General features: G+C 65.6%; 17 protein-coding genes. 6 read left to right on the top strand and 11 right to left on the bottom strand.

Features of this window, described 5'->3' with window-relative positions:
* Both ACAX61_RS09810 and ACAX61_RS09805 read right to left on the bottom strand, forming a co-directional pair.
* On the bottom strand, nt 1–615 hold the full coding sequence (locus tag ACAX61_RS09810; RefSeq protein WP_370714571.1) for a peptidylprolyl isomerase: 615 nt from the start codon (nt 613–615) through the stop codon (nt 1–3).
* Between the two features lie 38 nt (nt 616–653).
* A complete protein-coding gene (locus ACAX61_RS09805) occupies nt 654–2,912 on the bottom strand; it encodes an NADP-dependent malic enzyme (RefSeq protein ID WP_370714570.1) in 2,259 nt (752 codons plus the stop codon).
* A gap of 170 nt (nt 2,913–3,082) precedes the next feature.
* Here ACAX61_RS09805 and mutS point away from each other — a divergent pair, with 170 nt between their 5' ends.
* The 3 genes from mutS (at nt 3,083) to ACAX61_RS09790 (ending at nt 6,646) form a co-directional block, all read left to right on the top strand.
* The gene (gene mutS, locus ACAX61_RS09800; RefSeq protein ID WP_370714968.1) at nt 3,083–5,665 is read left to right on the top strand and encodes a DNA mismatch repair protein MutS; all 2,583 of its coding nucleotides are present in this window, start codon (nt 3,083–3,085) and stop codon (nt 5,663–5,665) included.
* A 146-nt stretch (nt 5,666–5,811) separates the two neighbouring features.
* On the top strand, nt 5,812–6,126 hold the full coding sequence (locus ACAX61_RS09795) for a glycine zipper 2TM domain-containing protein (protein WP_370714569.1): 315 nt from the start codon (nt 5,812–5,814) through the stop codon (nt 6,124–6,126).
* Nucleotides 6,127–6,217: 91 nt separating this feature from the next.
* A complete protein-coding gene (locus ACAX61_RS09790; RefSeq protein WP_370714568.1) occupies nt 6,218–6,646 on the top strand; it encodes an OsmC family protein in 429 nt (142 codons plus the stop codon).
* A 70-nt stretch (nt 6,647–6,716) separates the two neighbouring features.
* Here ACAX61_RS09790 and ACAX61_RS09785 read toward each other — a convergent pair whose 3' ends face one another.
* From ACAX61_RS09785 to ACAX61_RS09750, 8 genes are all read right to left on the bottom strand, one after another.
* Nucleotides 6,717–7,040: a YbaB/EbfC family nucleoid-associated protein gene (locus tag ACAX61_RS09785; RefSeq protein ID WP_370714567.1), complete on the bottom strand. Its 324-nt coding sequence runs from the start codon at nt 7,038–7,040 to the stop codon at nt 6,717–6,719.
* A complete protein-coding gene (locus ACAX61_RS09780) occupies nt 7,037–8,683 on the bottom strand; it encodes a DNA polymerase III subunit gamma/tau (protein WP_370714967.1) in 1,647 nt (548 codons plus the stop codon). The genes ACAX61_RS09785 and ACAX61_RS09780 overlap by 4 nt, the downstream gene beginning before the upstream one ends.
* Before the next feature lie 43 nt (nt 8,684–8,726).
* Complete coding sequence (locus tag ACAX61_RS09775) at nt 8,727–9,212, bottom strand: glutathione peroxidase (protein ID WP_370714566.1); 486 nt, start codon at nt 9,210–9,212, stop codon at nt 8,727–8,729.
* Entirely contained in the window at nt 9,209–9,883 is a 675-nt protein-coding gene (locus tag ACAX61_RS09770; protein WP_370714565.1) for an ABC transporter ATP-binding protein, read from the bottom strand. Before ACAX61_RS09770 ends, ACAX61_RS09775 begins: the two co-directional genes overlap by 4 nt.
* On the bottom strand, nt 9,876–11,126 hold the full coding sequence (locus ACAX61_RS09765; protein WP_370714564.1) for a lipoprotein-releasing ABC transporter permease subunit: 1,251 nt from the start codon (nt 11,124–11,126) through the stop codon (nt 9,876–9,878). Before ACAX61_RS09765 ends, ACAX61_RS09770 begins: the two co-directional genes overlap by 8 nt.
* A 367-nt stretch (nt 11,127–11,493) precedes the next feature.
* Nucleotides 11,494–12,297: a transglutaminase family protein gene (locus tag ACAX61_RS09760; protein WP_370714563.1), complete on the bottom strand. Its 804-nt coding sequence runs from the start codon at nt 12,295–12,297 to the stop codon at nt 11,494–11,496.
* Entirely contained in the window at nt 12,297–13,232 is a 936-nt protein-coding gene (locus tag ACAX61_RS09755) for an alpha-E domain-containing protein (RefSeq protein WP_370714966.1), read from the bottom strand. The genes ACAX61_RS09760 and ACAX61_RS09755 overlap by 1 nt, the downstream gene beginning before the upstream one ends.
* Nucleotides 13,233–13,248: 16 nt before the next feature.
* Nucleotides 13,249–14,742: a circularly permuted type 2 ATP-grasp protein gene (locus tag ACAX61_RS09750; protein ID WP_370714562.1), complete on the bottom strand. Its 1,494-nt coding sequence runs from the start codon at nt 14,740–14,742 to the stop codon at nt 13,249–13,251.
* A gap of 138 nt (nt 14,743–14,880) precedes the next feature.
* Between ACAX61_RS09750 and ACAX61_RS09745 the strand changes: the two genes are divergently transcribed.
* On the top strand, nt 14,881–16,470 hold the full coding sequence (locus ACAX61_RS09745) for a class II 3-deoxy-7-phosphoheptulonate synthase (protein ID WP_370714561.1): 1,590 nt from the start codon (nt 14,881–14,883) through the stop codon (nt 16,468–16,470).
* Nucleotides 16,471–16,539: 69 nt separating this feature from the next.
* Nucleotides 16,540–18,009, top strand: coding sequence for a DUF4403 family protein (locus ACAX61_RS09740; RefSeq protein WP_370714560.1), 1,470 nt, complete (start codon nt 16,540–16,542; stop codon nt 18,007–18,009).
* A 13-nt stretch (nt 18,010–18,022) separates the two neighbouring features.
* Here the strand turns inward: ACAX61_RS09740 and alaS are convergent, their stop codons facing one another.
* Nucleotides 18,023–20,668, bottom strand: a complete 2,646-nt coding sequence (gene alaS / locus ACAX61_RS09735; protein ID WP_370714559.1) for an alanine--tRNA ligase — start codon at nt 20,666–20,668, stop codon at nt 18,023–18,025.
* A gap of 117 nt (nt 20,669–20,785) precedes the next feature.
* Between alaS and ACAX61_RS09730 the strand changes: the two genes are divergently transcribed.
* Nucleotides 20,786–22,117 (top strand): dicarboxylate/amino acid:cation symporter, encoded by a 1,332-nt coding sequence (locus tag ACAX61_RS09730; protein WP_370714558.1) that lies wholly within the window; start codon nt 20,786–20,788, stop codon nt 22,115–22,117.
* The last annotated feature ends 214 nt before the right edge of the window (nt 22,118–22,331 follow it).

The raw sequence follows: 22,331 nt of genomic DNA, 5'->3' as shown, positions 1-22,331 counted from the left end.
TCAGCGTCGGCGAAGCAACAGCCACGGGCGCGGGCGACCGGTCGGGCGCTTCTGCCCGTCCATGCGAACCGCGCGCACGATTGGAATGGGCTTCATGATCATCTGGCCCTTCATCGAATCAAACCCGCCGCCCGTGGGAACGGCAAGGATGCGCTTTAGAACGGGCATCCCGGCAATGACCTTTCCAAACACGGCATAGCCCTGGAAGCCGGGGCGAGCGTCCATGTGCGGCGCGGCACCGATACAGATGAAGAAATTGCCACCTGCTGCGGCAGCGGTTGCGCCGCGCGCCATCGAGATTGCGCCGTCGACATGGCGTAGCCCCGTCTTGGCCGTGGTTTCCAGCGGAAAGGGCGGCAGGATGCGGCGCGCATCGGTGCGGATACCACCCTGCACAAATCCAGTGCCCGGCAACCGTTTCGACCGCGCCGCGCGGTAGAAGGTTGTGCCATCGAACCGCTCATCATCGACATAGGCCAGAAAATTGGCCGCCGTCGCCGGGGCGCGGCGTGTGTCGAGCGCGACGATGAAGCTGCCCGCCGCCGTCACGAACCGCACGCGCACCACCGCCGGCTCGCGCGCGAGCGCGGCGCGTGGTGCCGCAAGCAGCGCCACGCCACCGGCAATCAGCCGTCGCCGCGTTAACGTCACGCTCAGCGCGCCATGCCTCCCGCCGCAAGCACGGCCAACGTGACCAGATCGCTGGCGGTCGATGTCATCGGTGCAATCTGGACGTTCTTTTCCATGCCGATCAGCATCGGGCCGATCATGCTGTCGCCGCCCAGCTCACGCAGCAGCTTGGCGGAGATATTTGCCGACTGCAGACCCGGCATGATCAGGACATTGGCCGGGCCGGACAACCGCGCAAACGGATAGTTGGCAAGCTGCTTCGGGTTGAGGGCGACGTCGGGCGACATTTCCCCTTCATATTCGAAACCGGGCTGACGCTTGTCCAGTGCGCCAACGGCATCGCGGATATTGTCCAGCCACTTGCCCTCAGGATTGCCGAAGGTCGAATAGCTGAGGAACGCAACACGCGGTTCGTGACCCATGCGCCGTGCGACCTGTGCCGTGGCTTCGGCGATGTCCGCCAGTTCCTCACCGGTCGGGCGTTCGTTGACGGTGGTGTCGGCAATAAACACGGTATGCGTCTGGCCGACCAGCACGTGCATGCCGAACGGCGTGCGGCCGGGTGCCGGATCGATGACGCGACGAACTTCGCGCATCGACTGAGCATAGGCGCGGGTGACGCCCGTGATCATCACATCGCCCTCGCCCAACTGGAGGAGGAGCGCGCCAAAGATGTTGCGGTCCTGGTTGACCATCCGCTCGCATTCACGGCGCAGGAAACCGCGACGCTGAAGACGGGCGTAAAGGAAATCGACCATCGCCGGGACCAACGGGGACACACGGCTGTTGTGAACCTCGAAACTTTCGGGGTCCGGCACACCCAGCGCCCTCAATCGGTCATGCACATCGTCGCGCCCGACCAGCACGGGGGTGCCATAACCCCCGTCGCGGAAGGCGATGGCAGCGCGCAGCACGACTTCTTCCTCACCCTCGGCAAAGATCACGCGGCGCGGACGCGCGCGGGCGCCCTCATACGCCAGGCTGAGAACCGAAGTGGTCGGGTTCAGACGCGCGCGCAGCGTCTGGCGATAGGCCGCCATGTCGAGAATCGGTCGCGTCGCGACGCCCGAATCCATCGCCGCCTTGGCAACCGCCGCCGACACCAGTTCCATCAGGCGCGGGTCGAACGGCGCAGGGATGATATATTCGGGGCCGAAGCTGTGCTGCACACCATAAGCCGCCGCCACTTCGTCCGGCACGCGTTCGCGGGCCAATTCGGCAATGGCATTGGCCGCGGCGATCTTCATCTGGTCGTTGATCGCACTGGCCCGCACGTCGAGCGCCCCGCGAAAGATGAAGGGGAAGCCGATGACATTATTGACCTGATTCGGATAATCCGACCGGCCCGTCGCGATGATCGCATCGGGGCGCGCCGCCTTGGCCAGTTCGGGGCGGATTTCCGGCTCCGGGTTGGCCATGGCGAAAATGATCGGCGCGGGCGCCATGTCCTTGACCATTTCCGGCTTCAGCGCGCCGGCGGCGGACAGGCCAAGGAACACATCGGCGCCATGCAGCGCCTCCACCAGCGTGCGGCGGTCGGTATCGGCGGCATGCGCCGACTGCCACTGGTTGATGCCTTCGCGCCCGACATGGATCACGCCGGTGCGGTCGCACATCAGCACATTGTCATGGCGAACCCCCATCGCCTTGATCAGCTCGGTACAGGCAATCGCCGCCGCGCCCGCGCCGTTCACCACGACCTTGATGTCGGACAGCCGGCGTCCGGTCAGCAGACAGGCGTTGATAAGGCCCGCCGCCGTGATGATTGCGGTGCCGTGCTGGTCATCGTGAAAGACCGGGATATTCATCCGCTCGCGTAGCGTCTGCTCGATGATGAAGCATTCGGGCGCCTTGATATCCTCAAGGTTGATACCGCCGAAGCTCGGCTCCATCAGCTCGATCGCGTCGATGATGCGGTCGACGTCCTCGGTCTTCAGTTCGATATCGATCGAATCGACATCGGCGAACCGCTTGAACAGAACCGCCTTGCCCTCCATCACCGGCTTGGATGCCAGCGCGCCCAGATTGCCGAGGCCGAGGATAGCGGTACCATTTGAGATCACAGCAACGAGGTTGCCCTTCGCCGTATAGTCATAGGCGAGCGACGGATCCTCCGCGATTGCCTTCACCGGCACGGCAACGCCGGGGGAATAGGCGAGCGCCAGGTCGCGCTGCGTCGTCAGCGGTTTGGACGCGATGATCTCGATTTTGCCCGGCCGCCCTTCGGCATGGAAGCGCAGTGCTTCGCGTTCGGTAAACTGGTCGGCGGGTGTATCGGTCATGCTGATCGCGGCTCCCTTGGCATAGGAATGACGTTACGGCTCTTGGCCGCTCCGTCCGCGGACTGCAAGCCATGCTAGGCAAGTCTGCATGCGCCACCTAAGAACCGCGCCATGGCTTGTCCCCGTCTTATCCAACCGAACCCGACCGCCCGATGACCGCCGCGACGCCGATGATGACGCAATATCTGTCGCTGAAGGCAGAGGCGGGAGATTGCCTGCTCTTCTATCGCATGGGCGATTTTTTCGAGCTGTTCTTCGACGACGCGCGCATCGCGAGCGGTGTACTGGACATCGCGCTGACCGCGCGCGGCGAGCATGACGGCGAAAAGGTGCCGATGTGCGGCGTGCCCGTCCATGCGGCCACCGCCTATCTACAGCGTCTGATAAAGGCGGGCCACCGCGTCGCCATCGCCGAACAGATTGAAACGCCCGACGAGGCAAAGAAGCGCGGCGGGTCCAAGGCACTGGTGGCGCGCGCCATCGTGCGACTGGTCACGGCGGGAACGCTGACGGAAGAAGCGCTGCTCGACGCGCGCGCCGCCAATTGGTGCGTCGCCGTTGGCGAAGCGGGCGCGGGGGTTGCAGTCGCCGCCGCCGACGTGTCGACCGGGCGGTTCGAGCTGTTCGAAACCGACACCGCCGGTCTGGGCGCGACGCTTGCCCGCCTGTCCCCGGCGGAAGTCGTCGCGGCAGAGGGCGCGGCGTTCGACACCACCGTGCTGCGCCCCCGCGCGGCGTTCGACAGCGCAGCCGGTGAGGCTCGCCTGAAATCGCTATACGGCGTCGCGACACTCGACGGGTTCGGGCAGTTCACGCGCGCCGGGCTGGCGGCAGCGGGCGGGCTGGTCGCTTATCTCGAACATACGGCAAAGGGGGCCCTGCCCTTTCTGCGCCCGCCGGTGCTGCACCCGCACGGCGCGACGATGGCGATCGACGCAGCCACGCGCGAAAGCCTTGAGCTGAATCAGACCCAGGCCGGTGCGCGGGCGGGCAGTCTGCTGGATGCGGTCGACCGCACGGTAACGGGCGCAGGCGCGCGGCTGCTGGCGGCCGATCTGTCCGCGCCACTGATGGACGCCGGTGCAATCGCCGCGCGGCTGGACCTGGTGCAGCGTTTCCATGATGAAGGCGGCCTGCGCGACAGCATTCGCGGGAAGCTGCGCGCGTTGCCGGACATCGGGCGGGCGCTTGGACGGCTGGTGGCGGGGCGTGGCAGCCCGCGCGATCTGGGGCAGTTGCGCGACGGCCTCGACGCCGCATGGCATCTGGGCGAGACGCTGGGCCGCCTCGCTGCGTCGCCACCGCTGCTAAGCGAAATCGCACCGCGCCTTCAGGGGCATGGGCCGCTGATCGACCTGCTCCAGCGCGCACTGGTGCCCAGCCCGCCGATCGAGACGGCGCAGGGCGGCTATATTGCCGAAGGGTTCGACCCGGCGCTCGACGACCTGCGCTCCACGGGCGCGGGCGGACGGCGGACCATTGCCGCGCTTGAGGCCGATTACCGTACCCGCACCGGCATTGCGGCGTTGAAGATCCGGCATAACGGGGTGCTTGGCTATCATGTCGAAGTGCCCGCGCGCGCCGCCGACAAGCTCATGGCGGAGGATAGCGGCTTTACCCATCGCCAGACGCTGGCCGGCGTGGTGCGCTTCAACGCACCCGAACTGCACGAAGTGGCGATGCGCGTAACCCAGGCAGGCAACCACGCACTTGCTGCCGAAGCGGCGCATCTGGAGGCACTGACCGAAACCGCGCTCGAGCGGCGGGAGGCGATTGCCGCCACGGCCGACGCACTGGCGCGGCTGGACGTTGCCGCCGCCCTTGCCGAACGCGCGGCAGAAGGCGGCTGGGCGCGCCCCGATCTGGTCGAGCACCCCTGTTTCGAGGTCGAAGGCGGCCGCCATCCGGTGGTCGAGGCCGCACTGGCGCGGACGGGCGAGCGCTTCGTCGCCAATGACTGCCTGTTGGGTGAGGATTCGCGCCTGTGGCTGGTCACTGGCCCCAATATGGGCGGCAAATCGACTTTCCTGCGCCAGAACGCGCTGATCGCCGTGCTGGCTCAGGCGGGCAGCTATGTTCCCGCCACGCGCGCGCGACTGGGCCTCGTGGACCGGTTGTTCAGCCGCGTCGGAGCGTCGGACAATCTGGCGCGCGGCCGATCGACCTTCATGGTCGAAATGGTCGAAACCGCCGCCATCCTGTCACAGGCAGGGCCCAACAGCTTCGTCATTCTGGACGAAGTAGGGCGCGGCACGTCCACCTATGACGGCCTCGCCATCGCCTGGGCTGTGGTAGAGGCGATCCATGAAGTGAACCGGTGCCGCTGCCTGTTCGCCACCCATTATCACGAACTGACGCGGCTGGCGGAGCGGTGCGAGGCGCTGCGCCTGCACCATGTCCGCGCGCGGGAGTGGAAGGGCGATCTGGTCCTGCTGCACGAACTAGCCCCGGGTCCGGCGGACCGCAGCTATGGGCTGGCGGTGGCGCGCCTTGCGGGCCTGCCCCCCGCGACCATCGCGCGTGCCAAGGCTGTGCTCGCCAAGCTGGAGGCGGGGCGGCAGAAAACCGGCGGGTTGGCGGCGGGCCTTGACGACTTGCCCCTGTTTGCCGCGGTGGCTGAGCAGGAGGCACAGGCGACCGACGCATTGCGCGACGAACTGTCACGGATCGACGTCGACGCCCTTTCACCGCGGGAGGCGCTGGATGCGCTGTATCGGCTGAAGGGGCTGGCCGCCGACCCTTCGCTCCGATGAACCGCGCGCCCACACGCCGTTCAGATTGATGCAGGTAAACAATCCCTCGTTGGGACGCGGTGAAAAGCTGAACGTTTCGTTCATGAAACTTTCGCTTTTGCTTTGTGTTCAGACGGCAAGGTTTCAGGAATATGGGAGTAACAGACATGCGCAACCTGATGATGGCGATGGCCGCTGCCGGCCTGCTGGTGCCCGCAACCACGATCATCCCCACCACCAAGGCCGAGGCCGCGGCACAGAAGCGCCACAAGTATCGCGAATGGCGCGGTCGTGACGGTCGCCGCTATTGCCGCAAGCCTGACGGCACGACGGGCCTGGTGATCGGTGGCGTTGCCGGTGCGCTGGTCGGTCGCACGATCGATACGCGCGGCGATCGCACGCTGGGCACGCTGCTGGGTGCAGGCGCCGGCGCACTGGCCGGTCGTGAAGTCGAGCGCGCGACGAGCAAGCGCTGCCGCTGATCGCTTTCAGGCAAGCGAGACAGGAAAGGGCGGGCATCCTTTGCCCGCCCTTTTCGTTTGCCCGTTATCCCTGACCATGGAGGAGCAACCGATGACGACCCGCAGCGCAAGCGCACGTTACGAAGGACTGGGCAAGGACGGAAAGGGCCATGTCTCGCTTCAGTCGGGCGTGATGAAGGACCAGTTTTACGGCTTCACCACCCGGTTCGAGGATGAGCCGGGTACCAACCCGGAAGAGCTTATCGCCGCCGCCCACGCGTCCTGCTTCACCATGGCGCTCAGCTTTGCACTGGCAAAGGCGGGGTACAGCGACGGCACGCTGAAGACGACCGCGAAGGTGACGCTGGAAAAGGATGGCGACGGGTTCAAGGTAACCAAATCGGCCCTAAGCCTCGATGCGCGCGTCCAAGGCATCGACCCGGCCGAGTTTGAGAGCATCGCCGGGGAGGCCAAGGCCGGCTGCCCGATTTCCAAATTGCTGAACGCAGAGATTACGCTGGATCACCGGCTGAACGCCTGATCCTTACGGCGCAAGCGGGCACGCGGCGCATCGGCGCTGCGTGCCCGTATTCGTTGAGGCGCTGCTCAACTTACAGCGGCAGCTTGAAGCCCGGCGGCAGGGGGAGGCCCGCCGTCATCTTGGACATTTCGGTCGAGCTGGCGGCATCCGCCTTGGCCCGCGCGTCGTTGAATGCGGCTGCGACCAGATCCTCCAGCACGCCCTTTTCCTCAGGCTTCATCAGCGAATCGTCGATATCGACCCCGATAATCCGCCCCTTGGCGGTCGCGCGCACCTTGACCAGGCCGCCGCCGGACGCGCCCTCCACCTCAATCGTATCGAGCGCCGCCTGAGCCTTTTGCAGCTCGTTCTGGACGTTCTGCGCCATCGCCATGATGTCGTCGAGATTCTTCATGCCAAACTCCGTCTGTTCTTCGGCCCGACAAGTTCGCTGCCGGGAAATGCCGCAAGGGTTGCTGCAACGATCGGGCTTTCGCGCACCGATCGTTCAAAGGCTTCGTCGTCCGCCAGTTCAACTTCGCGCAGCGACGGCTCGCCTGGCGCATCACTGGTGGTCACGCGCCAGCGTGCGCCCGTCGCCTGCTTCAGCGCGTCCATCAGTTCGCGGGCAAAGTCGGACGGGATGGGCCGCGCATTGGACAATTCGATTTCGGGCGGTGCGATACGAACCGGGCGCGCGTGATTGCGCCACCCCTCTGCCAGTGCGTGGCGCCCGATACTGGCCAGGCTGTCCCTGATTTCCTCCAGCGTCGCCGGCAGGGCGGGCGCGGCATTGGCAGCGGGCGCGGGGGCGGATGGCTGCGCCGGAGCGCTCTTTGCCACGCCGCCCGTCGCACCACCCTCACGAATCTGGCGCGCCAGTTCGCCCGGATCGGGCAGCTGCGACGCGTGGATGACGCGCAGCAGCGCCATTTCGCACGCCTCGATCGGCAGGGCGGCGCGCCCCACTTCGTCGTGGCCCTTCAACAGCAATTGCCACAGACGATGCAGCACCGGGAAGGACAGTCGCGACGCCCATTCGCCCAGCGCCTCCCGCTCCTCGACCGGCTGAGCCACATCGGGCGGCGTGCCGACCTTCGCGAGGGTGATGCCGTGGGTCGTTTCCATCAGCGCGCGCAGCACCGCCTGCGGATCGACGCCAAAATCATATTGCCGTCTGAGCGCAGCCAGCGCCCCCGCCGAATCGCCCGCCAGAAGTAACGCGAACAACTCACGCATGGCGCCGCGATCGGACAGGCCCAGCATTTCGCGGACCGCATCGGCGCGAACGCCGCCGCCTTCCATCCCGGCATGGGCAATCGCCTGATCAAGGATCGACAGGCCATCGCGCGCCGACCCCTCTGCCGCGCGCGCGATCAGGGCCAGCGCCTCCGCCTCCGCCTCGAACCCTTCCGCCTCAACCACATGGGCGAAATGCGCAGCCAGCTTGTCGGCGGGAATGCGGCGCAGATCGAAGCGTTGGCAGCGCGACAGGACGGTGATCGGCACCTTGTTCACCTCGGTCGTGGCGAACAGGAACTTCACATGAGCGGGCGGCTCCTCCAGCGTCTTGAGCAGCGCGTTGAAGGCGTTTTTCGACAGCATGTGGACTTCGTCCACGATGTAGATCTTGTAGCGCGCCGACACCGCGGCATAGCGCGACGCCTCGATGATCTCGCGCACATCGTCGACGCCGGTGTGGCTGGCGGCGTCCATTTCGATCACGTCGATATGGCGCCCCTCGGCTATGGCGCGGCATGGCTCGCACACGCCGCAAGGATCGATCGTCGGCCCGCCCTGCCCGTCCGGGCCGATGCAATTCAGTGCCTTGGCAATCAGCCGAGCGGTCGATGTCTTGCCCACCCCGCGCACGCCGGTCAGCAGGAACGCATGGGCCAGCCGGTCGCGGCGGATCGCGTTGCCAAGCGTCTGGACCATCGCATCCTGACCGATCAGCGCGTCAAAGGTCTGCGGCCGGTACTTACGTGCAAGAACGCGATACGCCTCCTGCGCGGGGGGTGCAGGCGGTTCGCCCAGATCGAAGCTCATGTCGTCCATCGCCATCAATCTAGGGCGTAGCGAGCGCCGACGATAGGGCCGATCAACGCTGCAACAGCTGTTGGATGTCCGGTTCGATCGCCTGCGGGGTAGTGGTGGGCGCGTAACGGGCGACTACGCGGCCATTGCGGTCGATCAGGAACTTGGTGAAATTCCATTTGATCGCCTCACTACCCAGCAGGCCGGGCGCCTCCTTTTTCAGGTGGCGCCAAACCGGCGCCGCATCTGCTCCGTTGACGTCCACCTTGCCCATGATCGGAAAGGTCACGTCGTAGCTGGTCGAGCAGAAGGTGGCGATTTCCGCCGCCGAGCCGGGCTCCTGCCCGCCAAACTGGTTGCAGGGAAAGCCAATCACGACCAGCCCCTCTGCCGCATGAGCGCGGTACAGCGCTTCAAGCCCGGCATATTGCGGCGTGAACCCGCATTTGGATGCGACGTTGACGATCAGCATCACGCGCCCCCGCCAAGCCGACAGGTCGGTCTGGCTGCCATCGGCGGCAGTGACCGGCAGGCTGTGCAAGTCGCTCATTCCAGCACCCCTTCATGCAGCCGGACCACCCGGTCCATCCGCGCCGCCAGGCGTTCGTTGTGCGTGGCGACCAGCGCGGCAGAGCCTTCCTCCCGCACCAGCCGCAGGAATTCGGCCAGCACGATATCGGCAGTCGCTTCGTCCAGATTGCCCGTCGGCTCGTCCGCCAGCACCAGCGCGGGGCGATTGGCCAGCGCGCGTGCGACCGCCACACGCTGTTGCTCGCCGCCCGACAACTGACTGGGCCGGTGCGTCAGCCGCTGGGACAGCCCCAGCGCCGACAACAGGTGTTCGGACCGCTCGGTCGCCGCCTCATTTGCCGCGCCATGGATCAACTGCGGCAGCACGACATTCTCGATCGCGTTGAAATCGGGCAGCAGGTGGTGGAACTGATAGATAAAGCCCAGGCGGTCGCGCCGCACGACGGTGCGCTCCGCACTGTTCAGCCTTGTCACTTCCTGTCCGACGATGCGGATCGATCCCTCGAACCCGCCCTCCAGCAACCCGACCGCCTGAAGCAGCGTCGACTTGCCCGATCCCGATGGGCCCAGCAGCGCAACGATCTCTCCCGGTCCGACGACCAGATCGACGCCGCGCAGAACCTCGATCGTCTGTCCGCCCTGGCGAAAGCTGCGTCGCAGCGTCTGCGTCTGAAGAACCGGCTCACTCATAGCGCAGCACCTGAACAGGATCGGTGCTCGCCGCCTTGAACGCCGGGTAGAGCGTGGCGAGGAAGCTGAACAGGAACGCCATCAGCGCGATCCCCGCAACCTCCACAGGGTCGGTCTTGGCCGGCAATTCGGTCAGGTAGCGCATCGACGGATCCCAAATCTCCTGCCCGGTGATGAAGCCCAGAAAGCCCAGCACCCCCTGCCGGAAATAGAGCAGGATGAAGCCCAGTATCAGGCCAGCGACGATCCCCAGCGAACCGATGGTCGTGCCGACCGTCACGAAAATGCGGATCAGCCCCTGCCGCGTCGCACCCATCGTCCGCAGGATCGCGATGTCGCGGGTCTTTGCGCGAACCAGCATGATCAGCGACGACAGGATGTTGAAGACAGCGACGAGGATCAGGATCGACAGCACGGTGAACGTCACCAGCCGGTCGACCTGCAACGCCTCGAATATCTCAGAATTCAACCGCCGCCAGTCGTTCAGCACGCCGCGCGACGCCACCTTGACCGCCAGCGGCTGCAGGATTTCCTCCACCCGGTCGGGGTCGACCGTGTCGATCTCGATCATGCCCACCGAATCGCCCATCAGCAGCAGCGTCTGGGCATCCTCCATCGGCATGATGACGAACGCCTTGTCATAGTCATAGACACCGACCTCGAAAATCGCGCCGATGCGATAGGATACGATGCGCGGCACGGTGCCCATCGGGGTCGACACGCCCTGAAAGCTGATCAGCGAAATCTCGCTGCCGACCGTTGCCCCCAGCGACTGGGCGAGGCGTGAGCCAATGGCGATGTTGCCGCTGCCTGCCGTCAACGACGCCAGCGACCCGATCACCACATTGTCGCGGATCGTCGGGTTGGTGCGAATATCCTCGACCCGCATTCCGCGCAGCAGGACGGCTTCGGTGCGACCGTTGAAATCGGTCATCAGCGGCTGTTCGATCAGTGGTGTCGCGCTGGTCACGCCGGGCGTGGCGCGCGCGTCGTCCAGCACCTGTCGCCAGTCGCGAAGCTGCCCGGCATAGCCCTGCACCACCGCATGACCGTTCAGCCCGACGATCTTGTCGAACAACTCGGCACGAAAGCCGTTCATCACGCTCATGACGATCACCAGTGCGGCAACGCCCAGCATGACTGCGACCAGGCTGATGCCAGCCACCAGAAAGATGAACGCCTCACCCCGGCCGGGGAGCAAATAGCGCCGGGCGATCATGCGCTCATAGCGCGATAGGATCATGCAGGAACCCTTGGGAAATCGAGGATGCGACCGCCTTAGCAGTGTTGGCCGACCGTGCAATCAGGCGTGTTGCTCAATGAACACAGGGTTAAGCGATTCTGAGCCACGTCACCGGTTTCCGAATGACATCAATGGGGCAGCGGCTTACCACGATCTCACGAAGCTCAGGCAAACAGGCCGTGGTTCGGGGAGGTTCAAGTCCCGCCTTGCCGTAAAGGAAAAGGTGTGTGGGCAGAACCATTAGGGGGCTGACGAGCGATCGTCACGCAGGCGCCCGGGCTGCAAAAAGCGGCCCGGGCGTTTGCCGTTTCAGGCCGTGTCAAAAACGACCGGTGAACACGGTGCCAGACCATTTGACGACGCTGGATTAGCCCTGACTGCCGGCCCGTGCGACGATCAGTGCCACGTCCAGGCTCTCCTCCCCCGGCCCCAGCCGCGATCCGGCAACCGGCGCGGCGGAGGCAGTATCGATGCCGATCGCCACGCGGACATAACGGTCGTCCACCGGGACCCCACGCGACGGATCGAACGTGCACCACCCCTGATCGGGCAGGAACGCCTCAACCCAGCCATGGGGGGCACAGCTCTGGCTGTCATTCTGGCGATAGCCGCCGACATAACGCGCGGGCACTTCAACGGCGCGCAACCCAGCGACCAATGCCTGTGCGATCTCCCGCACGCTGGCATTGCCGCTGTCGAACACTTCCGCCGCGTCGCGCAGCGTCTCACCATCCGTCCGCTCGAACCGCTCTCCGAAGCGGCGGCCAAGCCGGATCAGCGTGTCCATGTCCGGCGTCGCATCGCCCAGCTCGCCACGCACGAAATCGGCCAGCGAGTCACTTGGGTGCGTGCGGTCGGTATCGCGGAGGTAAAATTCGGGGGGCAGCGGCTCGGACGATCCGCGAAGCAGGCCGCGCGGGTCGCCAGTCAGCACCTCTCCACGCACGCTGATGTCGATGCCGTCCAGCGGCCCTTCGGCGTAAAGCATCGTTTGACGGTTACCCAGCCCGTCGCGGCTCTCGCGCAACCGTGCATCGCAATCGACGTCGATCGACCAGGCGACGATGGTCTGGTCGTCGGTATCGTCCGGCGTCATCCGCAACAGCTGGATCAACCGTGTCTGCGGTTCCGTAAAGCGATAGCGGGTGCGATGCTCGACGATGATCCGCATTAGATGAACCTGAACTGTTGGGCGATGGCACGGTCGAGCGCGATGTTCTCGGCTATGAAGGCGCCGAGCCATTCGTGCAGACCGCCGACGATGACTTCATGGCTGCGCGTGCGGTGCATCCGTGCCATCCGCGCACGCGCCATCCGGTCGGCCCCGCCCTGAAGGCCCGTCCGCTTGCCCAGCAGGCCGAGCATCTCCACCGACTCCTCGACGCACGCCGCCAGCGAGCGGGGCAGTTCGGGGCGGGAAAGCAACAGGTCGATGACCAGACTGGGCTTCAATCCATCGGAATAGAGCCAGCGATAGGCAGTGACCGCCGAGACCGTTTGCAGGATCGTGGTCCATTGGTCGCGGTCGACCACGCCGCCGATCTGCTCGCCCTCCGGCAACAGCAGGTGATATTTGACATCGATCAGCCGCGCGGTGTTGTCTGCCCGTTCGATGGCCGAACCGAGCCGGATGAACCACACCGCCTCGTTCCGCATCATGCGAAGGACCGCGCCCTCGAACCCACGCGTCTCGGCCTTCACCGCCTCGACCAGGTTGAGCGTCGCCATCGCATTGCCGGGGCGCAGGCGTGAGTTGAACAACAGCCATGCGCGATTGATCGCTGTCCACGCCTCTCGTGTCAGTGCGGTGCGGACCGCGCGGGCGTTGTTTCGCGCCATGTCCAGACACTGGACGATCGAGCCGCCATGCCCGCTGTCGATGGTCAGGAACCGCGCGACGCTGGCCTGATCGACCGGCGCGCCCGTCGTGGCAAAGGCCGCGTCGTTATAGGTGACGCGCAGCGCACTGGCCCATGCCGCTTCCCCCGCCGGGGTCGCGGACAGCGCGTCCAGCCGCACGGTCGCCTCGACCAGACGAGCGATGAAATCGGCGCGTTCGACATAGCGGCCAAGCCAGTAAAGTGACGCCGCGGTGCGAGAGAGCATCAGCATGCGCGCGCGCTCATGCGTGAAGTTCCTGACGCTGCATCATCTCGCCCTGTTGCTGCCCCTGCCCCGACTGAGGATCGGGCATCAGCACGAAACTGTCCTTGGTTCCGCCACCCTGGCTGGAGTTGACGACCAGCGATCCTTCGCGAAGCGCGACGCGGGTCAGACCGCCGGGCACTACCTGAACCCCGTTGCGACCGGTCAGGACAAAGGGGCGGAAATCGACATGGCGCGGCGCCAGCCCCTTTTCGCTCAGTGTCGGGACCGTCGACAGCGCCAGCGTCGGCTGTGCGATATAACGATGCGGCTCGGCGATCAGCGCGGCGCGAAATCGCTCGATCTCATCCTTGGTCGCTGTCGGGCCGACCAGCATCCCATAACCGCCCGATCCGTCGACCAGCTTGACCACCAGTTCGGGCAGGCGTTCGAGGACATATTTCAGCGCCTGCGGCTCACGACAGCGCCATGTCTCGACATTGGGCAGCTTGGCCTCGCCGCCCGAATAATAGCGGACGATTTCGGGCATATAGCTATAGATCGCCTTGTCATCGGCAATGCCGTTGCCCGGCGCGTTGATCAGCGTGACATTGCCTGCGCGATAGGCGGACATGATGCCCGGCACGCCCAGCAGCGAATCCGGCCTGAAAACCACCGGGTCGAGAAAGTCGTCGTCGATCCGGCGATAGATCACATCGACCTTCACCCGGCCTGCAATGGTCTGCATCCACACGACATCGTCATCGACGACCAGATCGGCGGGCTCCACCAACTCGATACCCATCGAATCGGCCAGGAAGCTGTGTTCATAATAGGCGCTGTTGAAATGCCCCGGCGTCAGCACGACGCAGACCGGGCGGCTGCCTGCCCCCGGCGGCGCGACCGATCGCATCGTTTCGTGCAGCCGGTCGGGATAGCTGTCCACCGCCGCCACCCGGAACGAGCGGAACAGTTCCGGACACAGCCGGATCATCGCCTCCCGGTTTTCGAGCATGTAGGACACGCCTGACGGCGTACGGGCATTGTCCTCAAGCACATGGAAGGCATCCGGCCCAGTGCGGACCAGATCGATGCCACAGATATGTGCCCAGATTCCGTGCGGCGGGCGTATCCCCACCACCTCCCCCCGGAACTGCGGGTTGCGAAGCACGATGTCGGGCGGCAGCACGCCGTCCTTCAGGATGCGCCGCTCACCATAAATATCGTCGAGAAAGGCGTTGATGGCCTCTACCCGCTGTACCAGCCCATCGGACAGGCGAGCCCATTCGTCGGCCAGGAAAACGCGCGGCACGATGTCGAACGGGATGATCCGCTCCGCAGCTTCACGGTCGCCATAGACGGCGAAGGTGATGCCCAATTGCCGAAAGGTGTTTTCAGCCGCCTCGGACCGGCGGGCCAGCTCATCGCGCGGGGTGTCGGCAATCCATCCAGCCAGCGCGTTAAGCTCGGCCCGTGGATTGGCAGGGCCGCCATGGCCCCAGATTTCGTCGAACGCGCGATCAGCCCCCATCAACCCTCTTAATGCTCAACTCTGGTTAATGGTTGCATGCTGCCTCGCGTTGTTGCGCCGCACAAGGGGAGTACGCACAATTATTCCACTTACCCTTTTGGGGTTGAGCAGTTTACCCCGTTGGCGTAAGCACCTCGTATGACGACGCTTGCAGGCATGAAGATTCGCCGCTTTCGCGAACAACGCGGCATCAGCCGTGCGGCTTTCGGCGCGTGGTATGGTGCGCCGGGCAGCACGGTTCAGGGTTGGGAAGAAGATGGAAAGCGCGCCGCGGCGCCGATCGTCAACCAGATCGCTGGCAACGGTATCGCGCATCACGCCGACTGGTTCGTGACGGCGCGCAACATGGAGAATGAAATGGGTCGCTGGTCCCCTACAAGCTGGCAGTCCGCCGAAGCGCGCCAGATGCCCGATTATCCGGACGCCAATGCACTGGCCGCGACTACGGCTGAACTTGGCCGATTTCCCCCATTGGTCTTCGCCGGTGAAGCGCGTCAGCTGACTGCCGAACTGGGCCGCGTGGCCGAAGGGCGGGGCTTCCTGCTGCAGGGCGGAGATTGCGCCGAAAGCTTCGCCGAGTTTCATCCCAACAACATCCGCGATACCTTCCGCGTGATCCTGCAAATGGCGGTGGTGCTGACGTTCGCATCCAAGCTGCCGACCGTGAAGGTGGGACGCATGGCGGGCCAGTTCGCCAAGCCGCGCTCTGCCCCGACCGAAGTGATCGACGGTGTCGAACTGCCCAGCTATCGCGGCGACAATGTCAACGACATCGCCTTCACCCCTGAGGGCCGCGTGCCCGATCCGGGCCGGTTGCTGCGCGCCTATTCGCAATCGGCGGCGACGCTGAACCTGCTGCGCGCATTCGCACAGGGCGGCTATGCCAATTTGCATCAGGTCCATAAATGGACGCTGGACTTCATGGGCCGCAGCCCCTGGTCACAGCGCTATGCCGACGTAGCTGACCGCATCGGGGAGGCGTTGGAGTTCATGGAGGCGTGCGGGATCAATCCCGAAACCGTGCCCCAGCTGGCCCGCACCGATTTCTACACCAGCCATGAGGCGCTGTTGCTCCCCTATGAGCAGGCGCTGACGCGGCAGGATTCGCTGACGGGCGACTGGTACGACACATCGGCCCATTTCCTGTGGATCGGCGACCGCACCCGCTTTGACGGGTCGGCGCATGTCGAGTTCCTGCGCGGGATCGGCAATCCCATCGGCATGAAGTGTGGCCCCAGCCTTGAGCCGGACGCGCTGTTGCGCCTGCTCGATACGCTGAACCCGCACCGCGTACCGGGTCGTATGACGCTGATCACCCGCTATGGCCATGACAAGATCGAGGCGCACTTGCCCGCCCTGGTCCGCGCTGTGAAGCGTGAGGGGCATCCGGTCGTCTGGAGCTGTGACCCGATGCACGGCAACACGATCAAGGCGGCGACAGGATACAAGACGCGGCCCTTCGACCGCATCCTTGCCGAAGTGCGCGGCTTCTTCGCCGTCCACCGGGCAGAGGGTACGCATGCCGGCGGCATCCATGCCGAGATGACCGGCCAGGACGTGACCGAATGCACTGGCGGAGCCATCGCGGTCAGTGAACAGGCGCTGGCCGACCGCTATCACACGCACTGCGACCCGCGCCTGAATGCGGGTCAGAGCATCGAACTGGCCTTCCTGCTGGCTGAAATGCTGAACGAGGAACTGGCCGAGCGCAAAAAGGCTGCTGCTTGACCCGAATGTAAATCCCCGGTTTTGTCGTTGCGCGGCGGGAATACCCGGGCAACGACACGGGGGCTTTAGATGCGGTTGGAATGGCGGCTGGCGGCCGGATTGGCATTGGCGCTGGCGGCCGGATGCTCGCCGGATCGCGAAACGGTGCCGCCGCGCGTCGATACGCCGGTACGCTGGCCGACCGAGCCGTCCTTCATCGCCCTGCCCGTTGAATCGGACAGCCGCGCGCTGACCGAACTGATCGAGCGGCATATCCCGCGCGAGTTGTGGTCGATCGACCGCCACGTCGACACCTGTGTCGAGGGGCAGCGCGTCAAGCTGTTCGGGGAACGGATCAAGGTAACACCCGACATGGGCTGTACCATCACCGGCACGGTTACGCGCGGCCCCATCCGCCTGCGCGGCGAGGGTCAGGTGATTGTGGCCGACGTGCCGCTGAACGCACGGATCGGCGCGCGCAAGGTCGGCGGCCTGCCACTCAGGGAAACCGCGACCGGCACGGCCATGGCCCATGCCCGCATCCGCCTGTCGCTGAACGAACGGTTCGAACCGCGCGCCACCGTCGACCTCAGCTATGACTGGCGGGAGCCGCCGGGGGTCGACTTTCTGGGGCAGCGCATCACCTTTACCGACCGCGCCGACGAACGGTTGCGGCCGATCGTCGCGCGGCTGGAGCGCGAGTTACCGCGTGAGCTTGCCCGGCTGGACACGCGTGCACAGGTAGAGCGCATCTGGCGCGCAGGGTTCGCGACGCTTCAGCTCAATCGCGCGCGCCCGCCCGTGTGGCTGCGCGTCACGCCGCAGAAGATCTTCTACGGCGGCTATGACATGCGGGGTGGCAAGGTTCGCCTCGACCTGGGGGTAGAGGCGCTGACCGAAACCGTGGTGGGCGAGCAACCCGCGCTGCCGCCCACCACGCCGCTCCCTGCATTGGGCCGCACGACGCAGCGCAACGAATTGCGACTGTTCGTGCCTGTCCTGGCCGATTATCGCCAGCTGAACCCGGTCATCCTGAAGGCGCTGCGGAAACGGTCGCGCCGCCCGTTCGAGGTGCCGGGCTTGGGCCCCGTGACTGCCCGGTTCGAATCGGTCGATGCCTATGGTACCACGGGCGGACGGATCGCCGTGGGCGTGCGGCTGATCGCGCAGCGCGTCGGCGACAGCGATGCGCCGACACGCGGCACGATCTGGTTGAGCGCCCTGCCCGTCAACCAGCCCGGTTCTCCCAAGGTGGAGTTCACCGACCTGAACATCACCGGCAACACCGATGGCGCCGCGGGCAACCTGTTGATTGCGGTGGGCGACGCGCCCGGCGTCAGTCAGCTGATCGCCAATGAACTGGGCCAGAATTTCCGTCGCGACGTCACCAGGCTGATCGGCCGCATCCGTCGCGCCGTCGCCGAAAAGCGCGAGGGGGAGCTGGTGCTGAATGCCGAGTTCGACCGCATTCAAAGCGGACGATTGCGCGCAGCCGGCGCGGGCCTTTACCTGCCGGTGCGGATTTCGGGTCGAGCGAAACTGACGCTCGACCCGCGTTGAGCCGGGCGGGCGATCAGCCCGCCAGCGCCGCCCGCACCGCCGCGACGGCCGCTTCACCGGCCGAACCATCGGGACCGCCGCCCTGCGCCATGTCGGGACGGCCGCCGCCGCCCTGACCACCCAGTGCCGCCACCGCGACCTTGACCAGATCGACCGCGCTCTTGCTGTCCTTCAGGTCATCGGTCACGCCGACCGCCACCGATGCGCGGCCATCATTGACCGCAACCAGCGCAACGACGCCCGATCCGATGCGCGCCTTCTCCTCGTCTACCGCGCCGCGCAGTGCCTTGGCCTCAAGCCCGTCCAGCACGCGTCCGACAAATGCGACGCCATTGACCCGTTCCGGCCCCGATGCCTGAGCGGCCCCGCCGCCCAGCGCCAGTGCCTTCTTCGCGTCGGCCAGTTCGCGCTCCAGACGGCGGCGTTCCTCGACCAGCGCGGCCACGCGCGCTGGCACTTCGTCGGGCGTCGCCTTCAGCACGGCAGCAGTCTCCCGCAGCTTCTCGTCGCGCGCGGCCAGCCATGCGCGTGCCGCCTCACCGGTCAGCGCCTCGACACGGCGCACACCGGAGCTGACGGCGCTCTCGCCGACAACCTTGAACAGCCCGATATCGCCCAGCGCGCGGACATGCGTGCCGCCGCACAGTTCCAGCGAATAGGTCTTGCCCTCGCCCGTTGTGCCCATCGACACGACGCGAACCTCGTCGCCATATTTTTCCCCGAACAGCGCCATTGCGCCCTCGGCAATCGCGTCCTCCGGAGTCATCAGGCGGGTCGAAACCTCGCCATTGCCGCGAATCTGGGCGTTCACATCGGCCTCGACCGCAGCGATCTGCTCCGCCGTCACCGCTGTTGGCTGCGAAAAGTCGAAGCGCAGGCGCTCCGGCGCGACCAGGCTGCCCTTTTGCGCGACATGCGCGCCGAGCCGCTCGCGCAGCGCCTCGTGCAGCAGGTGCGTGGCCGAGTGATTGGCGCGGATGGCCGAGCGGCGTTCGTGGTCGACGATCAGGTGAACCGCGTCACCGACCTTGATCTCGCCCGCTTCGACGATGGTGTCGTGCGCGAAGATGCGGCCCAGATATTTGCGCACGTCCGACACGGTGGCCTTCGCGCCGCCCTCGGTGCTGATCGTGCCGGCATCGCCGACCTGACCACCGCTTTCGCCATAAAAGGGCGTCTGGTTGAACACGATCTCGACCCGGTCGCCCGTCGCCGCGCGTTCGACGCGCGCGCCGTCGCGGATGATCGCCACGACCTGCCCCTCGCCCTCTTCGGCGGAATAGCCGATAAATTCGGTCGCACCCGCTTCCTCGGCCAGATCGAACCAGAGTTCGTCCGACGCCTTTTCGCCCGACCCCTTCCACGCGGCGCGGGCGGCGCGCTTCTGTTCGGCCATCGCGGCGTCGAACCCGGCGCGGTCGACCGACAGGCCCTGCGCCCGCAGCGCATCTTCGGTCAGGTCATAGGGGAAGCCGTAAGTGTCATAGAGCTTGAACGCCGTCTCACCGGACAGCGTCGCGCCCTCACCCATCTCCGCCGTCGCTTCGTCCAGCAGGCGCAGGCCGTTGGCCAGCGTGCGGCGGAAGCGGGTTTCCTCCTGATAAAGCGTCTGCTCGATCAGCGGCTGCGCACGGCCCAGTTCGGGGAAAGCGGCGCCCATCTGCGCGACCAACCCGCCGACCAGGCGGTGCATCAACGGGTCCTTCGCGCCCAGCAGATGCGCGTGCCGCATCGCGCGGCGCATGATGCGGCGCAGGACATAGCCGCGCCCTTCATTGGCGGGCAGCACGCCGTCCGCCACCAGGAACCCGGCAGCGCGCAGATGATCGGCGATGACCCGGTGGCTGGCGCGCGCGTCGCCCTCTGCCGGCGTGCCGGTCAGCGCCACGCTGTCGGCGATCAGCGCCTTGAACGTGTCGGTGTCGTAATTGTCATGCAAGCCCTGCATGACCGCCGCGATCCGCTCCAACCCCATGCCGGTGTCGATCGACGGGCGCGGTAGGTCGCCGACGATCTCGTCCGCTTCCTGCATGTACTGCATGAAGACCAGGTTCCAGATCTCGACGAAGCGGTCGCCATCCTCCTCGGCGCTTCCCGGTGGGCCGCCCCAGATATGGTCGCCATGGTCGTAAAAGATTTCAGAGCAAGGACCGCACGGACCATCGGCGCCCATCGCCCAGAAATTGTCCTTGGTCGCAATGCGGATGATGCGCTCTTCCGGCAGGCCGGCGATCTTCTTCCACAGATCGAACGCCTGATCGTCGGTGTGATAGACGGTGACGGTCAGCCGGTCCTTGGCCAGACCCCATTCACGCGTGACCAGGTTCCAGGCAAGTTCGATCGCCCGGTCCTTGAAATAGTCCCCGAACGAGAAATTGCCCAGCATTTCGAAAAAGGTGTGGTGCCGCGCCGTATAGCCGACATTGTCCAGATCATTGTGCTTGCCGCCGGCGCGCACGCATTTCTGGCTTGACGTCGCCGTCGAATAGGGGCGGCTTTCCAGCCCGGTGAACACGTTTTTGAACGGCACCATACCGGCGTTCACGAACATCAGCGTCGGATCATTCTGCGGGATCAACGGCGCCGATGGAACGCGCGCATGGCCCTCCTTCGCGAAATAGTCGAGGAACGAGCGGCGAATGTCGTTTGTCGAGGTCATATCGCCCGCTTATGCGAGCGCGCGCTTCGTCTCAAGCAGGATCGAAAGGGCTCGGGGTTGCGCTTGGCCGTGCCAGTGGGCATCCCCTTGTCGGTTCGTGATTTCGGAGAGTGACTTTTGGCCAAGCGCCTGACCCTTTACATCCTGATCGGCCTGGTTCTGGGGATCATCGTCGGCCTCGCGCTGAACCTGTCGTTGACCGACGGCGGTGGCCCCGGTGATGCGCGGTTGAGCGAACTTGCCGGCTATTTCTCGATCGTCACGACGGTCTTCCTGCGGCTGATCAAGATGATCATCGCGCCGCTGGTGTTCTCCACGCTGGTGGCGGGCATCGCGCATATGGGCGACACAACAGCGCTGGGCCGTGTCGGCGGCCGCGCGATCGGCTGGTTCATCTGCGCCAGCCTGTTGTCGCTGACGCTGGGGCTGATCCTGGTCAATTTCTTCCAGCCGGGCGTAGGGCTGGACATTCCGATCCCCGCCGCCGACGCGGCCAGCGGCGTCGACAAGGCCGCGTTCAACCTAAAGGATTTCATCGCCCACATCGTCCCCGCGTCGATTATCGAGGCGATGGCGACCAACGAAATTCTTCAGATCGTCGTCGCCAGCCTCTTCATCGGCGTGGCCATGACGGCGGTCGGCGAAAAGGCCGCCCCGCTGCTGCGCGGGGTGGAGGCGCTGGCGCAGGTCATCCTTCAGGTGACCAATTATGTGATGCGATTTGCCCCGTTCGCCGTATTCGCGGCGGTGGCGGGCACGCTGGCCGAGCGCGGCCCGGGCATCATCGGCAGCCTCGCCTATTTCATGGGCACTTTCTACATCGGCATGGCGACGTTGTGGGCGCTGATGATCGGCATCGGCTTCCTGATCGTCGGTCCGCGGATGCGCGAGCTGGTCCGCTACATCCGCGATCCGTTGCTCCTCGCCTTTTCCACAGCATCGTCGGAGGCGGCCTATCCGCGCACGCTGGAGGCGCTGGACCGATTCGGCGTGCCGCCACGCATTGCCAGCTTCGTGCTGCCGCTGGGCTATTCGTTCAACCTCGACGGCTCGATGATCTACATGACCTTTGCGACGATGTTCATCGCGCAGGCCTATGGCATCGACCTGTCGCTGGGACAGCAGATCACGATGCTGCTGGTGCTGATGGTCACGTCAAAGGGGGTCGCGGGCGTGCCGCGCGCCAGCCTGGTCGTCATCGCCGCCACGCTCGCCTTTTTCGACATTCCGGAAGCGGGCCTGCTGCTGATCCTGGCGGTGGACCATTTCCTCGACATGGGCCGTTCGGCCACCAACGTCGTCGGCAACGCCGTCGCCAGCGCGGTCATTGCGAAATGGGAGACCGGGCGCCTCGACCAGCCGGAGCCGGCGGAGATCGAACCCCTGCCCGCACCGCATGGCGGCCCGCCCGCGACCGGGCCCGACAGCTTCACGAAAATGGGCGGCTGAACTGCGCCACGCCGGGCAAGCTGCCAGGTCCGAAAAGCAAGGGGGCGTCGCGAAAGTGCGGCGCCCTTTTTTGCGTTGATCCGCTTCCCACCTGCGCTGTTTCGGGGGTGCGAATCACGCGCGGCTGGCGCGCATTCGAACGCTTGAAATCGATCAATCCGGACCCATTTATTTCGTGTCGCCGACGCCCAGACACGGGTCGCCGACAACGCCG

Origin of the sequence: Sphingomonas sp. IW22 (genome assembly GCF_041321155.1) — a bacterium.
Taxonomy (GTDB): domain Bacteria; phylum Pseudomonadota; class Alphaproteobacteria; order Sphingomonadales; family Sphingomonadaceae; genus Sphingomonas.
The sequence above is the reverse complement of the archived record's forward strand: the minus strand, read 5'-3'. Positions and strand labels throughout refer to the sequence as shown.

What these genes read in the sequence shown, in the direction of transcription:
- ACAX61_RS09780 (WP_370714967.1), bottom strand. Translation starts at nt 8,683, where the DNA reads ATGGACGACATGAGCTTCGATCTGGGCGAACCGCCTGCACCCCCCGCG.
- ACAX61_RS09740 (WP_370714560.1), top strand. Translation starts at nt 16,540, where the DNA reads ATGCGGTTGGAATGGCGGCTGGCGGCCGGATTGGCATTGGCGCTGGCG.
- ACAX61_RS09765 (WP_370714564.1), bottom strand. Translation starts at nt 11,126, where the DNA reads ATGATCCTATCGCGCTATGAGCGCATGATCGCCCGGCGCTATTTGCTC.
- ACAX61_RS09795 (WP_370714569.1), top strand. Translation starts at nt 5,812, where the DNA reads ATGCGCAACCTGATGATGGCGATGGCCGCTGCCGGCCTGCTGGTGCCC.
- ACAX61_RS09805 (WP_370714570.1), bottom strand. Translation starts at nt 2,912, where the DNA reads ATGACCGATACACCCGCCGACCAGTTTACCGAACGCGAAGCACTGCGC.
- ACAX61_RS09770 (WP_370714565.1), bottom strand. Translation starts at nt 9,883, where the DNA reads ATGAGTGAGCCGGTTCTTCAGACGCAGACGCTGCGACGCAGCTTTCGC.
- ACAX61_RS09760 (WP_370714563.1), bottom strand. Translation starts at nt 12,297, where the DNA reads ATGCGGATCATCGTCGAGCATCGCACCCGCTATCGCTTTACGGAACCG.
- ACAX61_RS09750 (WP_370714562.1), bottom strand. Translation starts at nt 14,742, where the DNA reads ATGGGGGCTGATCGCGCGTTCGACGAAATCTGGGGCCATGGCGGCCCT.
- alaS (WP_370714559.1), bottom strand. Translation starts at nt 20,668, where the DNA reads ATGACCTCGACAAACGACATTCGCCGCTCGTTCCTCGACTATTTCGCG.
- ACAX61_RS09755 (WP_370714966.1), bottom strand. Translation starts at nt 13,232, where the DNA reads ATGCTCTCTCGCACCGCGGCGTCACTTTACTGGCTTGGCCGCTATGTC.
- ACAX61_RS09790 (WP_370714568.1), top strand. Translation starts at nt 6,218, where the DNA reads ATGACGACCCGCAGCGCAAGCGCACGTTACGAAGGACTGGGCAAGGAC.
- mutS (WP_370714968.1), top strand. Translation starts at nt 3,083, where the DNA reads ATGATGACGCAATATCTGTCGCTGAAGGCAGAGGCGGGAGATTGCCTG.
- ACAX61_RS09745 (WP_370714561.1), top strand. Translation starts at nt 14,881, where the DNA reads ATGACGACGCTTGCAGGCATGAAGATTCGCCGCTTTCGCGAACAACGC.
- ACAX61_RS09775 (WP_370714566.1), bottom strand. Translation starts at nt 9,212, where the DNA reads ATGAGCGACTTGCACAGCCTGCCGGTCACTGCCGCCGATGGCAGCCAG.
- ACAX61_RS09785 (WP_370714567.1), bottom strand. Translation starts at nt 7,040, where the DNA reads ATGAAGAATCTCGACGACATCATGGCGATGGCGCAGAACGTCCAGAAC.